Raw genomic sequence first — 14,325 nt, forward strand, 5'->3', positions numbered from 1 at the left:
GGGAATGCATCCCGTGACGCTCTGCGTCACATCTGGAGCGGAACGCGCAGCGTCCCTGGCGGCATTCCCACGCAGAGCATGGGAACGATCAGGTTACTCGGCGTCAGCAGCTGGATTGAGCCTCGCTTCCAGCTCCGCCACTTTCGCCTCAAGGCTCTCCAACCGGGCGCGGGTCCGTGCGAGCACGACCATCTGGCTGTCGAATTCTTCCCGGCTCACCAGATCCAGCTTGCTGAAACCGCTTTGCAGCAGGGCCTTGAACTGGCTTTCGATTTCGCTTTTCGGCAGTGGGGTGTCGCCGCTGAAGAGGCGGGAGGCGGTGCCGCTCAGGGCGTCGAGGAAGTCTTTTGGCGCGAGCATGGGAAAGGTCCTGTCAACAATGGCGGGCAGTGTACCACGCAGTGTCTATAGTCAATCTCGGCGGCAACGGATGCACGCTTTTCGCGCATGCGGGTGGGCGGCCGCGCACTGTTGTTGTGCGTAACCGTTGTGTCAATCGACTGGAAGGGCCTGTGGCAGCGGTCAAGGGCTTGAAATCAATGGGTTTTTGATAGATGGCAAGCTTTCTGCTTAGTCGCTGGTGACCCATGCACTGATGCAGTCGCTGTGACGAATGCAGTGCGCCAAGCGGAACGGGGGAAGTTTCGTGCGGAGTGGTTAGCTGGCGTCGGACGGGCAGGTAAGGCCGACGATGCGTTACAAAGCCAGGCACTGCGCTTAGACTTGAGTCGGGTTTGTTTTCCTGGGGCAAGTCCACCAATTCGGGAGAGAGTTTTCATGAAGCTAGTCACTGCCATCATCAAGCCGTTCAAACTGGACGACGTGCGCGAGTCGCTGTCCGAGATCGGCGTGCAGGGCATTACCGTTACTGAGGTCAAAGGCTTCGGTCGGCAGAAGGGTCACACCGAGCTGTATCGCGGCGCGGAGTACGTGGTCGATTTTCTGCCCAAGGTGAAGATCGATGTCGCCATTGACGACAAGGATCTGGACCGGGTTATCGAGGCGATAACCAAGGCCGCCAACACCGGAAAGATCGGTGACGGCAAGATCTTCGTGGTCAATCTGGAACAGGCGATTCGCATCCGTACCGGCGAAACCGATACCGACGCAATCTAAGCCGCCACAAACCCAACGCCCCAGGAGAAAACAATATGACTCTGCGTAAAATCGCAGGGCTAGGAGCCCTGTTGTCCCTCGTAATGCCCGGCCTGGCCATGGCGGCAGACGAAGTGGCGGCCCCAGTCCTCAACTCCGGCGATACCGCCTGGATGATGACCTCGACAGCCCTGGTGCTGTTCATGACCATTCCCGGCCTCGCGCTGTTCTACGGCGGCATGGTTCGGTCGAAAAACCTTCTTTCCGTGATGATGCAGTGCTTCGCCATTACCGGTCTGATCAGCGTTCTGTGGGTCATTTATGGCTACAGCGTCGCGTTCGACACCACCGGCATGGAACAGGGCGTCATCAACTTCAACTCGTTCTTCGGGAGTCTGAACAAGGCCTTCCTCGCCGGTATCACGCCTGCGAGTCTGACCGGGCCTGCGGCGCTGTTCCCTGAGGCGGTGTTCGTCACCTTCCAGATGACCTTCGCCATCATTACCCCGGCGCTGATCGTCGGCGCCTTCGCCGAGCGGATGAAGTTCTCCGCCATGCTGATCTTCATGGGCGTGTGGTTCACCTTGGTTTACGCACCGATTGCGCACATGGTCTGGTCCGGTAACGGAGGCCTGTTGTGGGACTGGGGCGTACTCGACTTCGCCGGCGGCACCGTGGTGCACATCAACGCCGGTGTGGCCGGTCTGATTGCCTGCCTGGTATTGGGCAAGCGTAAAGGCTTCCCGACCACTCCAATGGCGCCGCACAACCTCGGTTACACCTTGATGGGTGCTGCGATGTTGTGGGTCGGCTGGTTCGGTTTCAACGCCGGTTCCGCTGCGGCCGCCAACGGCACTGCCGGCATGGCGATGCTGGTGACTCAGATCGCCACCGCCGCTGCGGCGCTGGGCTGGATGTTTGCCGAGTGGATCACCCATGGCAAGCCAAGTGCACTGGGTATCGCTTCGGGTGTGGTGGCCGGTCTGGTTGCAATCACTCCGGCGGCTGGCACCGTGGGCCCGATGGGCGCTCTGGTGATCGGTCTGGCAGCAGGCGTCGTGTGCTTCTTCTGCGCGACTACTCTGAAACGCAAACTCGGTTATGACGATTCCCTGGATGCCTTCGGCGTGCACGGTATCGGCGGTATCCTCGGCGCGATCCTGACGGGTGTGTTCGCGGCACCGTCCCTGGGTGGTTTCGGCACCGTCACCGACATCGCGGCTCAAGTCTGGATTCAGTGCAAAGGCGTCGGCTTCACGGTGATCTACACCGCGATCGTCACCTTCATCATCCTCAAGGTGCTGGACGCCGTCATCGGTCTGCGTATCACCGAGGAAGAAGAGGCAGTCGGCATCGATCTGGCGCTGCACAACGAACGCGGCTACAACTTGTAAGCACGCCTACAAAATAATGCCCGGCTTGCCGGGCATTTTTTTGTCTTGATTTTGTCAGTGGAGGAAAGGCTGAAAGGTTTTTTCATACACGTTCAGGGGCGTTTACAACGGGTGTTTTTCTGCGGCCAATGGCTTACACGATTGAAGGAATATTAGGGCCTTTGTTTTTTCCCAGAGCGCGCTAGAATGCGCCCCGAACGTGCGGAGAACTGTATGTGGCAACAGACTCTGATTACCCTGCGGGCACGGCCCCGGGGCTTTCATCTGGTAACGGACGAGTTACTCGCCGGCTTGCCTGAACTCAAGGCGTGCCGGGTCGGTCTGTTGCATTTGTGGCTACAGCATACCTCGGCGTCGTTGACCATCAACGAGAACGCCGATCCGGCGGTACGTCGCGACTTCGAACGATTTTTCAATCGTCTGATCCCACAAGGAACGGACGACTATGAGCATAACGACGAAGGCCAGGACGACCTCCCGGCGCACTTCAAGGCCAGCGTGCTTGGCTGTCAGCTCAGTTTGCCGATCTCGGCAGGCCGACTGGCGTTGGGAACCTGGCAAGGCGTTTATCTGGGCGAGCACCGTGATCATGGCGGTGCTCGTAAAGTCCTCGCCACCGTGCACGGTGAAGGGGCATAAACCGCTGGTCACCAGCGGTGGTTGAATTTTTTCCGGCAGACTTCGACAGAAGGCAAAGCTGGGCTATAACTAATCTGCTTTTCGCAAGTCATGAGGTAGAACATGAGCGACGATGATCTGGAAAACGACGACCTCGAAGTAGGCGACGAAGACGAGGCCGAAGAAGGTCTGGAAGCAGCAGCGGAAGACGTTGCTGACGATGACGGTGCTGATGTGCCCGTTCCGACTGCCAAAGGCAAAGCCAAGGCAGCGGTATCGGTCGATGAGCTGCCGAGCGTTGAAGCCAAGAACAAGGAACGCGATGCCCTGGCCAAGGCCATGGAAGAGTTTCTGGCACGGGGCGGCAAGGTGCAGGAAGTGGAGGCCAATGTGGTCGCCGATCCTCCCAAGAAGCCTGATAACAAGTACGGCAGCCGGCCTATCTAAGCGCCTGCTTCCTGCTTGCTGAAAAAGCCCGCCGTCGCTGCGGGCTTTTTCATGGGCGAGGATAAGTGGGTCGAAGGCGATCTCGAAGACGCTACGAAACCGAGTTCCAGCGCGCCAACAACCCCGGCAACTCGGTCAAACTGCGAATCTCGGCGTCCGGCGCCTTCTCGGCTTCCCACACTTTGCCCGCCGGGTTAAACCAGATCGCTCGCAACCCAGCCTGCTGGGCTCCGGCAATGTCATCGCCGGGATGATCGCCGATATGTACCGCGGTTTCAGCGGTCGCGCCGCCACGTTGCAACGCTTCATGAAACAGTCGCGCATCCGGTTTGGCGATGCCGATGTCTTCGGCGCACAGGGCAAACTTGAAGTAATCCGCCAGGCCCAGTCGGCGCACATCGGCGTTGCCGTTGGTCACTACGCCGAGGGCGTAGTGCTTGGCCAGCGTCTCCAGCGTCGGCTCGACTTCGGGGAATACTTCCAGCTGATGCCGGGCATGCAGAAATACTTCAAAACTTTGATCAGCCAGGTCTGAGGCTTGACCATGGTCGTAACCAGCCTCTTCCAGAGCATGAAAAAGCACCCGCCGACGCAGCGCGCTGATGCGGTGCTTGAGGCTCGGCTCGTTGCTCAACACCCGCTCGCGAATCGACCACAAATGCTCCACCGGCACCGCGCCCAGGTTCGGCGCATGCTCGGTCAGCCATTCACGCAATATGGCTTCGGCGCTGGCGATTACCGGGGCGGTGTTCCACAGGGTGTCGTCGAGATCGAAAGTGATCAGTTGGATGGTCATGAATCATCGCCTTTAATGCGTTTGGCCCGTGGATGGGCGCTGTCGTAGACCGTCGCCAAGTGCTGGAAGTCCAGGTGGGTGTAGATCTGGGTGGTCTTGATGTCCGAGTGGCCGAGCAGTTCCTGCACGGCGCGCAAGTCCTGAGAGGACTCCAGCAAATGGCTGGCGAAAGAGTGTCGCAACATGTGCGGGTGCAGGTTCTGTCCCAGCTCGCGCTCGCCGGCGGCCTTGACCCGCACCTGAATTGCCCGGGGGCCAAGGCGCCGGCCTTGCTGACTGACAAACACCGCGTCGTCCGCCGGGTTGGCCATGGCCCGCAACGGCAGCCATAGCTCCAATGCTTCGCGAGCCTTTTTGCCAACCGGCAACAGTCGGGTCTTGCTGCCTTTACCGAGGACCTGGACCATGCCGTCAGCCAGGTCCAGTTGATCAAGGTTGAGCCCGGTCAGTTCGGAAAGGCGCAAGCCGGAGGAATAGAACAGCTCCAGAATTGCCTGATCCCGACGCGCCAGAAAATCATCCTCTACGGCGCCTTCCAGCAGTTGCAGCGCACGGTCGGTGTCGAGGGTTTTCGGCAGGCGGCGTTCGCCCTTGGGCGGTGCCAGGCCATTGGCCGGGTCGTGGTCGCACAGGCCTTCGCGGTTCAGATAATGATAGAGCCCGCGCACCGCCGACAGTAGCCGCGCCAGGCTGCGGGACGATTGGCCTTGTGCATGCAAGCGAGCGATCAGGCTGCGCAGCCGCTGGATGTCCAGCGCGGCCCAACTGCCGATGTTCTGTTTGACGCACCAGCCAAGCACTTTGTCGAGGTCGCGGCGGTAGGCGTACAGCGTATGCGGCGACACCTGCCGCTCACTGCGCAGGTGTTCGCAGTAAGCGTCCAGTTGCCGTTCCACGATCAGCGTACCGAGCGCAGGGAATTGTTGACCCGTGGCAGCACGCGGCCCATGACTTCGGCGATGTAGCTGAGGAACAACGTACCCACCGAACTCTTGTAGTGCTGCGGATCGCGACTGGCGATGGCCAGAACACCGTGGATGCCCTGGTGGCTGATGGCGACGACGGCGGTGGAGCCGATCTGCTTGCGCTGTTCTTCGCCGAACAGGAAGTCCAGTTCATGCTCACGCAGGCTGCCGCAGACGCTCTTGTCTTCCGAGAGCAGGCCGCCGATGGCCGTTTGTGCATCGGCGTGGGTGACCCAGCGGCCTACCGGCATCGGGTTGTCGCCCAGCAGGATCAGGCTGACGAAGGGCACCTGAAAGTCCTGGCGCAGGCTGTCTTCGACGCCGATCACCACGTCTTCCAGGCTGGTCGCGTCCATCAATGTGAGAATCAGACGGCGGGTCTTGTCGAACAGACGATCGTTGTCGCGGGCCACGTCCATCAAGTGCGAGAGACGATGACGCAACTCGATGTTGCGATCGCGCAGAATTGTCATCTGGCGTTCGACCAGCGAAATGGTGTCGCCGCGCTGGTGCGGAATGCGCAGGGCCGGGAGCAGTTCTTCGTGCTCGATGAAGAAATCCGGATGAGCCTCCAGGTACGCGGCAATCGCCGCCGCCTCAAGGCTTTCGGAAGGGGATTCGTCGGGCTGTAGGGCGGGAACCTGGGGCTTGTCGGTCATGGATTTCGCTCACTCAAAGACGCACTTGTCCTTCGTATACGCGTACTGCCGGGCCGGTCATCATGACCGGTTGGCCAGGGCCTGCCCATTCAATGGACAGGCGCCCGCCGGGCAGGTCGATCAATAGCGGCGAATCCATCCACCCCTGGCTGATCGCGGCCACTGCGGCGGCACAGGCGCCGGTTCCGCAGGCCTGGGTTTCCCCGGTCCCGCGTTCCCAGACGCGCAACTGCGCGCGGTTCCGGTCGATGACCTGGAGAAAACCGACATTGACCCGCGCCGGGAAGCGCGGGTGATGTTCGATTTTCGGCCCCAGTTCATGCACCGGTGCATTGTTGATATCGCTGACCCGCAACACGGCATGGGGGTTGCCCATGGACACTGCGGCCAGTTCAACCGGGGTGCCATCGACGTCGACCTGATAGCTCACGGCCTGGCTCGGGGCTTCGAACGGAATCTCGGCCGGCACCAGGCGCGGGGCGCCCATGTTGACGCTGATCTGGCCATCGTTGCGGATGTCCAGTTCGATGATGCCGCTTTTGGTCTCGACGCGAATCTGCCGCTTGGCGGTCAGGCGCTTGTCGAGCACGAAGCGGGCGAAGCAGCGTGCACCGTTACCGCACTGTTCCACTTCGGAGCCGTCGGCGTTGAAGATCCGATAGCGGAAATCCACGTCCGGGTTGCTGGGCGCCTCGACGATCAGCAACTGGTCGAACCCGATGCCGGTGTGCCGGTCGCCCCATTGCTTGGCATGCTTGGGCAGGATGTGCGCGTGCTGGCTGACCAGGTCGAGAACCATGAAGTCATTGCCCAGGCCGTGCATCTTGGTAAAACGCAGCAGCATGGGGTTACTCCGGCAGCAGGCTTTCGCCAGCAAACAACTCGGCTACCGTCTCGCGGCGACGCACTTCGATTGCCTGATCACCGTCCACCAACACTTCAGCGGCGCGGCCGCGGGTGTTGTAGTTGGAACTCATGACAAACCCGTAGGCACCGGCCGAATGCACGGCCAGCAGATCGCCTTCTTCCAGGGCCAGCTGACGGTCCTTGGCCAGGAAGTCGCCGGTTTCGCAGATCGGGCCGACGATGTCGTAGGCACGCGCCGCGGTATCGCGAGGGCGCACGGCGGTAACGTCCATCCAGGCCTGGTACAGCGCCGGGCGGATCAGGTCGTTCATGGCTGCGTCGACAATGGCGAAGTCTTTGTGTTCGGTGTGCTTGAGGTACTCGACCTGGGTCAGCAGCACGCCGGCGTTGGCGACGATGAAGCGGCCTGGCTCGAACACCAGCGCCAGGTCACGACCGTCGAGACGTTCACGCACAGCCTTGATGTAGTCGGCAGCCAATGGCGGCTCTTCATCGCGATAACGCACGCCCAGACCGCCACCGAGATCGATGTGGCGCAGGTAGATGCCGCAATCGCCGAGGCGGTCGACCAGGCCCAGCAGGCGGTCGAGGGCATCGATGAAGGGCGGCAGGGTGGTCAGTTGCGAGCCGATGTGGCAATCGACGCCGACCACTTCCAGGTTAGGCAGTTGCGCGGCGCGGACATACACGTCTTCGGCGTCGGCGATGGCGATGCCGAACTTGTTCTCTTTGAGACCGGTGGAGATGTACGGGTGCGTGCCGGCATCGACGTCCGGGTTGACGCGCAGCGAGATCGGTGCGCGAACGCCCAACTCGGCGGCCACTACTTGCAGACGCTCGAGCTCATCGGTGGATTCGACGTTGAAGCAATGCACGCCGACTTCCAGGGCGCGACGCATGTCGTCACGGGTCTTGCCGACACCGGAGAACACGATCTTGTCGGCGCGGCCGCCAGCGGCCAGGACACGTTCCAGTTCGCCACGGGAAACGATGTCGAAACCGGCGCCCAAACGGGCCAGGACATTCAGTACACCCAGGTTGGAGTTGGCCTTGACCGCAAAGCAGACCAGGTGCGACGTGCCGGCCAGCGCATCGGCGTAAGCCAGGTACTGGGCTTCGATGTGGGCACGGGAGTAGACGTAGGTCGGTGTACCAAAGCGTTCGGCGATGGCGGACAGGGCAACACCTTCCGCGAACAGCTCACCGTCACGGTAGTTAAAAGCGTCCATGGCGTTCCCTTATTGGTAGACGTCGTGCTTGTGTGCTTTCGACGGAGACTGTTGCGACGACTTGGCCTGCTCTGCAGGATCCTGGCTGTCATCGGGCAGGTACAGCGGGCCTTTTTGACCACAGGCCGATACCAGGCAGGCAACCGCGACGAGCGCAGCAAGGGAAGAGATCAGGCGCTTCATGGCGAAATCCTTGAAAATGCGTTAATTGCGCCGGAGTATACCGGCCACCCGGCAGCTTGCCTATGTGACGCGGCTCCCGTCCGGCGGGCCTTTGACTGTGGCGCAGTAACTTGTCCTGCGTCGCGCAGGGATATTTCGTACCGCACCTCGTCCTTGGTGGTTATTCTTTGCAATCATCGGGGCTCGCCCGTATCTTGCGGCGCTTGAGCGTGAGTAGACACTTTTTGAGGTTCCCGTAATGAGTTTGACTGAAGCCCGTTTTCACGACCTGGTCGATGCCACCCAGCAGATGCTGGAGGATATTTTCGATGAGAGTGACCTGGATATCGATCTGGAGAGCTCGGCCGGTGTGCTCACCGTCAAGTTCGAAAACGGCAGCCAGTTGATCTTCAGTCGTCAGGAGCCGTTGCGTCAGCTGTGGTTGGCGGCGGTGTCGGGTGGCTTCCACTTCGACTACGACGAAGAGAGCAAGCGCTGGATGTGTGACAAGAGCGACGAGCAACTGGGCGAGATGCTCGAGCGCATCGTCCAACAGCAAGCCGACGTCGAACTCGATTTCGAAGGCCTGTGATTCCGTGACTGAAACCGCACCGGTCCGGCCGCCGAAGCCGCTCTATAGCAACGTCAGCCCGGCAGTGCCTTCGCCGTGCAGCGGTGTGTGCCGGCTGGATGAGCAGAAGGTTTGCCTTGGGTGTTTTCGGCATGTCGAAGATATTCGCGAATGGCGCTCGGCCGATGATGAGCGGCGGCGGGTGATTTGCGCGCAGGCCTCGAATCGTAAGGCCACCGTCAATCCTCTGTAGGAGCTACCGCAGGCTGTCCGGTGGCGGCTTGTTTATTTATTGAGCTGTGATAGTGTCCAGATACGCCTCAACCCATCGAGGCTCGTGAAAACCCCGCCTTTTTCTGGCGGGGTTTTGCTTTTTTCGTGCAGAAGAAAGGAGTCTGCCCTGATCATGACCGCACCTTCCATCACCCTTACCCGTCTGGACGTGCAACGTCTGGAGCGCCTGATCGACAGCCTGGATGACTCGCTGCCGGGCGTTATCGCGCTGCAAACCGAACTGGATCGCGCCGATACTCTGGTCGGTCACGAAGAGGTGCCAGCCGATGTCGTGACCATGAATTCCAAAGTGCATTGCCGTGAAGAGAGCAGTGGCAAGGACTACCACCTGACCCTGGTCTACCCCAAGGATGCCAACGCCGACGAAGGCAGGATTTCCATTCTGGCGCCGGTGGGCAGTGCGTTGCTCGGCTTGAAGGTTGGCCAGCACATCGACTGGCCGGCACCGGGCGGCAAGACCCTCAAGCTGACCCTGCTGGAAGTCGAATCGCAGCCTGCCAATGGCGGCGCCTTCCCGGAATAAAACCCCTCAGACCTGCTCGAGCGCCTCGTTCAATGCGCGCTCCAGGTCGGCCTTGTAGTGCAAATACAAATTGCTTGAGCTCTGACCATCACCGATCAGGCCCGACAGGTCCAGGTCGGTGATGTAGCAGCGATAGCGTTCGGTCTCGCGGCGCTGTTCGACGATTTTTCGGGCGACCACGCTGAACAGTTGGTCGCCATGTTCCAGCTCTGAAAATTCCCGCTGATTGCAATACAACGTGACCTGCACCTGCCCCGGTGCGGCTTTGCCGACGATCGCCTGTACGTCATAGAACGGTTTGTTGACCAGGGTTTGCGGCGCCGGCCGGGCTTCGACCCGACGCGCCCGCGCGGTGCCTGAAGGCAACAACTGGTAATACAAAGTTTCCAGGCTCAGCGGCTGGGCGGCGTCCATCGGCAGCAAGGCGTCGCGCCGGTACTGGATCGATTGCAGGAAGCGCTGCAGCGGCACCAGCAGGCTTTGTTCGTCGTGATAGGGCAAGCGTTGTTGCCACAAGGCATTGAACTCATCCAGTACGTACATATCGGCCTGGTGTTCGTTGATCCGGTAGAACACCTGAACGCAGTCGGGTTGCCCCATGGGCAGGATCAGCGCCAGGTCGTGGTCTTCCAGTGCCATCGGGTCCAGATGCAGCGGGCTGTAGCTCGCCAGCTCTTCGCCGAGGTAGTCGAGCAGCGCCGGCAGCGTGGCGAGGGCAACGTGATTGACCTGGCCGGGCACCAGCTCCAGCACGTGGTAATGCTGCTGGACCTGAATCAGGTAACGATGATTGAGCTTGCTCAGCAGCAGGTTTTGCGCGGTATCGAGAACTTCCTCGACCCGTCGGGCAATGAATTGTGCGCGGTTGTGGCAGAAGCAACGCACCCGCAACTTGGGCTGCTGTGGGCCGCTTGGCAAGTTGTTGAGGTAATCGCGCAGGCAGTCGAGCAGGGCGTGGGGGCCGTCAAAGCGGCTGACCAGCACTTCGTTCCAGCTGTTGAGCGTGACCTGATCCAGGGTCAGCACCAGATTTTCCCGCACGCCGGCATAGCTCAGGGAATCGGTGCGCTCGGTGGTCATCAGGATGTTCATGTCGCGATGGTGCTTGAGTGGATCGACGCCGACGTTCACCAGAATCAACACTTCGCTCGGCACACTGGCGCGCAGCAAAGGCTCTTCGGCGACGGTAGCCAGGGGCAGGGCGATGCTTTGTTGCAGACTGCCGAGCAGGTTGAACAGTTCGAACTCGCTCAAGTCGCTGGCGCCAGGGTGCAGGGCCAGGCGGGTGCTGCTGTCGATCACGCCGTTACGGTGACACCAGGTGAGCAGTTCGAGTAACTGGCGGCTGCGCTTGATCGGCGCGAAATGCTCCCACTCGTGGGCGGTCAGGCTGCCATTGTACAAACCCCATTGGGTTTGCCCCGGTTCTCTCTTGTTCGGGGCTTGCACCAGCGTCAAGGTGTCTTCGGCCAGATCGGGGGCGATGCCCGGGTTGATGAATTCGACCTTGTCGGCCTTGCGCTCGAAGGCCGCGTACAACCGCCGGCCCAGCACATTGAGGTCGCGCTTGTTGATCAGGCTGGCGGTCTGCTCGTTGCGGGCAAACTGTGTCAGGAAGCGGTAGCTGTAATTCAGCTCGCTGACCAAGGCCCGACGTTCGGCGCTGACCTGGCGGACTTTCCACTGGCTGCGGCTGTCGAGCAACGCCAACTGACGCTGATCCCAATGCCATTCGTGGGCCAGGCGTTCGAGCAACGAACGCTGCCAGCTCTGGGTGCGACCGCTGCTGCCGGTGAGCTTGCGATTGACCTTCAGGTACAGCGCACGACGTACCAGCTCGAGCCGCTCCGGTTCGCCCCGAGCCGTGAGGTATTCCTCGATGCGCCGGTAAACCACCATGTACGGGTCCAGTTCGTCGAGGTCCAATTGATTGGCGAACACCGCCTTTTTGAAGCGCAGGCTCAGGCAGTGGACCTTCGGGTGTTCACTGGCGTAGACCTCGGTCAGCAGCAGTTTGAGCACTGATTTGTAGGGTGATTCGATGCCTTTGAACAACTGCCAGAGCCCGGCGCCGATGAATTCCCCGGGCGGGATGTACGCCAGATGCCCCAGGTCCAGGGTTTCGTCGGCACGGATGAAACGCTTGGAAAGCAGCGTGTGGGTGTAACGGTTGTACGCGGCCTCTTCGTAAACCGGCACCAGCCACCAGATGGGGGTGCGTCCGGCCAGCCAGATCGCGGTTCGATAGAACTCGTCCAGCAGCAGATAGTGCTGGGTGGTACCACAGTCTTCCGAGCTCAATTGCGTATCGCGTTCGCCGAGCACGAAGCGGGCCGGGTCGATCAGGAAAAAATGCGCCTCGGCGCCCTGGCTGGCAGCCCAGACTTCCAGCAACTGGCTTTTTTTGCGCAGCTCGGTGAGCTCGCTTTCGCTCAAGTCCGGCCCGTGACAGACCCACACGTCCATGTCGCTCTGATCGGCCTGGGCCAGGGTGCCGAGGCTGCCCATCAGGAACAGGCCGTGAATGGGACGCGGCGGATTGCTGCCATGGCGCGGCTTGTAGGAAAACGAGCGGGTCAGGCGTTGGGCTTCGGCGAGGGTGTTGGTGTCGGGTTCGTAATTCGACAACCCGGCCGGGGTGCTACCCGAGACATAACCCGGCAACAGCGGATGATTGACGTGGAAAAACAGCGGCAACAGGGTCAGCACCGTTTGCTGTCGGGTCGACAACCCTTCCATGGCGCGGGCCATGCGGCCCTCGTTGAGCTTCAGAAAACGGGCGCGAAGCTGACTGAGAACCTTGCGGTCGATTCCCTCGTCCAGATCGGGGCGGATTTCATGGGTGTGGGTCATGTCAGCTCAATCCGGCTCGCGGGGCTCGGACGTGGGAGGGCTCAGGATGAGGGGCAGTTTAGCGCCTCGGCCCCGGGACTTTTAAGCTGAATTTGTTTTTTGGCGTCAGACTTCTATCGTCGGGCGACGGCAGGTGACAGGGCCAGTCATCAAGTGTGCCCGCGGAAATCCCGTGACAGAGCTTTCCGTGGGCTATGCAGTGATGCTCAGGCTGTTTCCCGCACGGACAGAATGGTGAGAACGGTTTGCACGTTTTGTGCGGCGTCACGCCCCAGGCTGGTCAGATAACCGCCATCGGGCTGGGTGATCAATTCTTTATCGAACAGTCTTTGTGCGGCGGCAATGGCTTTCGGGGCAGCGGTCTGATGAATTTTCAAACCTTCCTGGGAACTGTCCAGGTTGAAGAGTGCGAGGATTTCCAGTTCGGCAACCAACTCAGGGGTAAGCGACATAAGGACTCCAGACTTTCTAGGAATTAGACGATAGCGCCCCTAAGGTGAACCCGTCGGTGAGGCATGTCCAGTGCTGGCAACAGGGTTTTTCGCCTGGAAGGGTTGCGTTCCCGTGTAGTCAGGGGCTGAAAAACGGTTGCCTGAATCAAAAGATCGCAGCCTTCGGCAGCTCCTGCCTGGAATGCGTTCCCCTGTAGGAGCTGCCGAAGGCTGCGATCTTTTGATTTTTGCGTTTACTGCTTTTCCGGCGGCAACTCTGGCAGCGCGCGCAGCGCCGCTTCGTACCATTGGGTGTCGAACGCACGATCTTCATCGAGCATGGCGTCGATCTCGTAAGCCAGCACATGAGCCATCAGATTGAGGATTTCTTCACGCTCGTAACCCACCAGGGTCAGCTTGTTGAAGGTTGCCTTGGCGGCTGGCGGGTTGTCGCTTTCGATCTGGTTCTCGATCGCTTCGATCAGCGTCGTTTCGGCGAATTCTTCTTCGTCGTTGTCGATGTCGTTTGGCTCGCTCATGGCAGGCTCCTCAAGGAAAGGCGGCCAGTTTACCTGCATTCAGCATTGTGATGCTGCTGGCAAGAAGCGCCCGGGCGATCTATAACTGGCGCTGCCAACCCCCCCTGCACGGCCTGGAGGCTATGTAATGCTCAAGCTTTATGGATTTTGCGTCAGCAACTACTACAACATGGTCAAGCTGGCGTTGCTGGAGAAGGGACTGTCGTTTGAAGAAGTGCCGTTTTACCCAGGCACCAGCCCCGAGGCGCTGGCCATCAGTCCGCGCGGCAAGATTCCTGTGCTGGGCGTCGAGCAAGGTTTTGTCAACGAAACCAGCGTGATTCTCGAGTACCTCGAGCAGAGTCAGAAAGGCACGCCGCTGCTGCCGAGTGGGCCCTTCGAACGAGCGCAGGCGCTGGCTTTGGCCAAGGAAATCGAGTTGTACATCGAACTGCCGGCGCGCGCCTGCTACCCCGAAGCGTTTTTCGGCATGTCTGTGCCGGAGGCGATCAAGGACAAGACCAAGGCCGAGCTGCTGCTGGGTTTCGCCTCATTGGGCAGGCACGGCAAGTTCGCCCCTTACGTAGCGGGCAACAGTCTCAGCATTGCGGATTTGTATTTCCTGTACAGCGTGCCGATGGCCTGTGCCGTGGCGCAGAAGCTGTTCGATATCGATCTGTTGGCGCAGATGCCGGCGGCCAGGGCGCTGCTGGAGCGTCTGGGGCAGAATCCGAACGTGCAGCGAATTGCGGTAGACAAGGACGCAGCAATGCCCGCGTTTTTGGCGATGATCGCGTCGAAGAAGTAAGTTTTGTAGTGCTTTGAAGTCAGACATCGCGGGCAAGTCGGATCGCCGCACCGCCGCTCCCACAGGTTTCTCTGTCTGCCATAGATTTTGGCCAA

At 60.3% G+C, this 14,325-nt stretch carries 18 protein-coding genes; 8 read left to right on the forward strand and 10 right to left on the reverse strand.

The features are described 5' to 3' along the window. Positions 1-93 precede the first annotated feature (93 nt). Positions 94-360 carry an accessory factor UbiK family protein gene (locus tag PMI21_RS03660; protein ID WP_007941274.1) on the reverse strand — a complete coding sequence of 89 codons (267 nt, stop codon included), beginning with the start codon at positions 358-360 and terminating at the stop codon, positions 94-96. 417 nt (positions 361-777) lie between these two features. On the opposite strand from PMI21_RS03660, the gene glnK reads away from it, so the two are divergent. The 4 genes from glnK to sutA all read left to right on the forward strand — a co-directional run bounded on the left by glnK (position 778) and on the right by sutA (position 3,554). Beyond that, positions 778-1,116, forward strand: a complete 339-nt coding sequence (glnK, locus tag PMI21_RS03655) for a P-II family nitrogen regulator (RefSeq protein ID WP_002555808.1) — start codon at positions 778-780, stop codon at positions 1,114-1,116. A gap of 35 nt (positions 1,117-1,151) precedes the next feature. After that, complete coding sequence (locus PMI21_RS03650; RefSeq protein ID WP_007941275.1) at positions 1,152-2,489, forward strand: ammonium transporter; 1,338 nt, start codon at positions 1,152-1,154, stop codon at positions 2,487-2,489. A 213-nt stretch (positions 2,490-2,702) separates the two neighbouring features. Next, a complete protein-coding gene (locus PMI21_RS03645; RefSeq protein WP_007941276.1) occupies positions 2,703-3,128 on the forward strand; it encodes a secondary thiamine-phosphate synthase enzyme YjbQ in 426 nt (141 codons plus the stop codon). A 102-nt stretch (positions 3,129-3,230) separates the two neighbouring features. Next, complete coding sequence (gene sutA / locus PMI21_RS03640; protein ID WP_007941277.1) at positions 3,231-3,554, forward strand: transcriptional regulator SutA; 324 nt, start codon at positions 3,231-3,233, stop codon at positions 3,552-3,554. Positions 3,555-3,645: 91 nt separating this feature from the next. On the opposite strand, the gene PMI21_RS03635 is transcribed toward sutA, so the two are convergent. The 6 genes from PMI21_RS03635 to lptM are packed head-to-tail and all read right to left on the reverse strand — an operon-like array spanning position 3,646 to position 8,253. Further along, entirely contained in the window at positions 3,646-4,350 is a 705-nt protein-coding gene (locus PMI21_RS03635) for an HAD family hydrolase (RefSeq protein ID WP_007941278.1), read from the reverse strand. Next, complete coding sequence (xerC, locus tag PMI21_RS03630; RefSeq protein ID WP_007941279.1) at positions 4,347-5,246, reverse strand: tyrosine recombinase XerC; 900 nt, start codon at positions 5,244-5,246, stop codon at positions 4,347-4,349. Before xerC ends, PMI21_RS03635 begins: the two co-directional genes overlap by 4 nt. 2 nt (positions 5,247-5,248) lie before the next feature. Further along, positions 5,249-5,974, reverse strand: coding sequence for a DUF484 family protein (locus tag PMI21_RS03625; RefSeq protein ID WP_007941280.1), 726 nt, complete (start codon positions 5,972-5,974; stop codon positions 5,249-5,251). Positions 5,975-5,987: 13 nt separating this feature from the next. Next, positions 5,988-6,818, reverse strand: coding sequence for a diaminopimelate epimerase (dapF, locus tag PMI21_RS03620; protein WP_007941281.1), 831 nt, complete (start codon positions 6,816-6,818; stop codon positions 5,988-5,990). Positions 6,819-6,822: 4 nt separating this feature from the next. Continuing rightward, positions 6,823-8,070 carry a diaminopimelate decarboxylase gene (lysA, locus tag PMI21_RS03615; RefSeq protein ID WP_007941282.1) on the reverse strand — a complete coding sequence of 416 codons (1,248 nt, stop codon included), beginning with the start codon at positions 8,068-8,070 and terminating at the stop codon, positions 6,823-6,825. Positions 8,071-8,079: 9 nt separating this feature from the next. Continuing rightward, positions 8,080-8,253: an LPS translocon maturation chaperone LptM gene (gene lptM, locus PMI21_RS29195; RefSeq protein WP_007941283.1), complete on the reverse strand. Its 174-nt coding sequence runs from the start codon at positions 8,251-8,253 to the stop codon at positions 8,080-8,082. Between the two features lie 238 nt (positions 8,254-8,491). On the opposite strand from lptM, the gene cyaY reads away from it, so the two are divergent. The 3 genes from cyaY to rnk all read left to right on the forward strand — a co-directional run bounded on the left by cyaY (position 8,492) and on the right by rnk (position 9,620). Beyond that, positions 8,492-8,824 carry an iron donor protein CyaY gene (cyaY, locus tag PMI21_RS03605; protein WP_007941284.1) on the forward strand — a complete coding sequence of 111 codons (333 nt, stop codon included), beginning with the start codon at positions 8,492-8,494 and terminating at the stop codon, positions 8,822-8,824. A gap of 4 nt (positions 8,825-8,828) precedes the next feature. After that, positions 8,829-9,056 carry a DUF1289 domain-containing protein gene (locus tag PMI21_RS29205; protein WP_081499543.1) on the forward strand — a complete coding sequence of 76 codons (228 nt, stop codon included), beginning with the start codon at positions 8,829-8,831 and terminating at the stop codon, positions 9,054-9,056. 153 nt (positions 9,057-9,209) lie between these two features. Then, positions 9,210-9,620 (forward strand): nucleoside diphosphate kinase regulator, encoded by a 411-nt coding sequence (gene rnk, locus PMI21_RS03600; RefSeq protein ID WP_007941285.1) that lies wholly within the window; start codon positions 9,210-9,212, stop codon positions 9,618-9,620. A gap of 6 nt (positions 9,621-9,626) precedes the next feature. Here the strand turns inward: rnk and PMI21_RS03595 are convergent, their stop codons facing one another. The 3 genes from PMI21_RS03595 to PMI21_RS03585 form a co-directional block, all read right to left on the reverse strand. Next, a complete protein-coding gene (locus PMI21_RS03595; RefSeq protein WP_007941286.1) occupies positions 9,627-12,473 on the reverse strand; it encodes a class I adenylate cyclase in 2,847 nt (948 codons plus the stop codon). A gap of 206 nt (positions 12,474-12,679) precedes the next feature. Continuing rightward, positions 12,680-12,925, reverse strand: a complete 246-nt coding sequence (locus tag PMI21_RS03590) for a TIGR02647 family protein (RefSeq protein WP_007894898.1) — start codon at positions 12,923-12,925, stop codon at positions 12,680-12,682. Between the two features lie 233 nt (positions 12,926-13,158). Continuing rightward, the gene (locus PMI21_RS03585; protein ID WP_007941288.1) at positions 13,159-13,443 is read right to left on the reverse strand and encodes a hypothetical protein; all 285 of its coding nucleotides are present in this window, start codon (positions 13,441-13,443) and stop codon (positions 13,159-13,161) included. Positions 13,444-13,570: 127 nt separating this feature from the next. On the opposite strand from PMI21_RS03585, the gene PMI21_RS03580 reads away from it, so the two are divergent. Next, positions 13,571-14,230 (forward strand): glutathione S-transferase family protein, encoded by a 660-nt coding sequence (locus PMI21_RS03580; protein ID WP_007941290.1) that lies wholly within the window; start codon positions 13,571-13,573, stop codon positions 14,228-14,230. The last annotated feature ends 95 nt before the right edge of the window (positions 14,231-14,325 follow it).

Origin of the sequence: Pseudomonas sp. GM18 (assembly GCF_000282195.1) — a bacterium.
Taxonomy (GTDB): domain Bacteria; phylum Pseudomonadota; class Gammaproteobacteria; order Pseudomonadales; family Pseudomonadaceae; genus Aquipseudomonas.

Bases quoted from the DNA above. Each gene is read 5' to 3' on its own strand.
- PMI21_RS03660 (WP_007941274.1), bottom strand. From the start codon at position 360: ATGCTCGCGCCAAAAGACTTCCTCGACGCCCTGAGCGGCACCGCCTCC.
- glnK (WP_002555808.1), top strand. From the start codon at position 778: ATGAAGCTAGTCACTGCCATCATCAAGCCGTTCAAACTGGACGACGTG.
- PMI21_RS03650 (WP_007941275.1), top strand. From the start codon at position 1,152: ATGACTCTGCGTAAAATCGCAGGGCTAGGAGCCCTGTTGTCCCTCGTA.
- PMI21_RS03645 (WP_007941276.1), top strand. From the start codon at position 2,703: ATGTGGCAACAGACTCTGATTACCCTGCGGGCACGGCCCCGGGGCTTT.
- sutA (WP_007941277.1), top strand. From the start codon at position 3,231: ATGAGCGACGATGATCTGGAAAACGACGACCTCGAAGTAGGCGACGAA.
- PMI21_RS03635 (WP_007941278.1), bottom strand. From the start codon at position 4,350: ATGACCATCCAACTGATCACTTTCGATCTCGACGACACCCTGTGGAAC.
- PMI21_RS03625 (WP_007941280.1), bottom strand. From the start codon at position 5,974: ATGACCGACAAGCCCCAGGTTCCCGCCCTACAGCCCGACGAATCCCCT.
- dapF (WP_007941281.1), bottom strand. From the start codon at position 6,818: ATGCTGCTGCGTTTTACCAAGATGCACGGCCTGGGCAATGACTTCATG.
- lysA (WP_007941282.1), bottom strand. From the start codon at position 8,070: ATGGACGCTTTTAACTACCGTGACGGTGAGCTGTTCGCGGAAGGTGTT.
- lptM (WP_007941283.1), bottom strand. From the start codon at position 8,253: ATGAAGCGCCTGATCTCTTCCCTTGCTGCGCTCGTCGCGGTTGCCTGC.
- cyaY (WP_007941284.1), top strand. From the start codon at position 8,492: ATGAGTTTGACTGAAGCCCGTTTTCACGACCTGGTCGATGCCACCCAG.
- rnk (WP_007941285.1), top strand. From the start codon at position 9,210: ATGACCGCACCTTCCATCACCCTTACCCGTCTGGACGTGCAACGTCTG.
- PMI21_RS03595 (WP_007941286.1), bottom strand. From the start codon at position 12,473: ATGACCCACACCCATGAAATCCGCCCCGATCTGGACGAGGGAATCGAC.
- PMI21_RS03590 (WP_007894898.1), bottom strand. From the start codon at position 12,925: ATGTCGCTTACCCCTGAGTTGGTTGCCGAACTGGAAATCCTCGCACTC.
- PMI21_RS03585 (WP_007941288.1), bottom strand. From the start codon at position 13,443: ATGAGCGAGCCAAACGACATCGACAACGACGAAGAAGAATTCGCCGAA.
- PMI21_RS03580 (WP_007941290.1), top strand. From the start codon at position 13,571: ATGCTCAAGCTTTATGGATTTTGCGTCAGCAACTACTACAACATGGTC.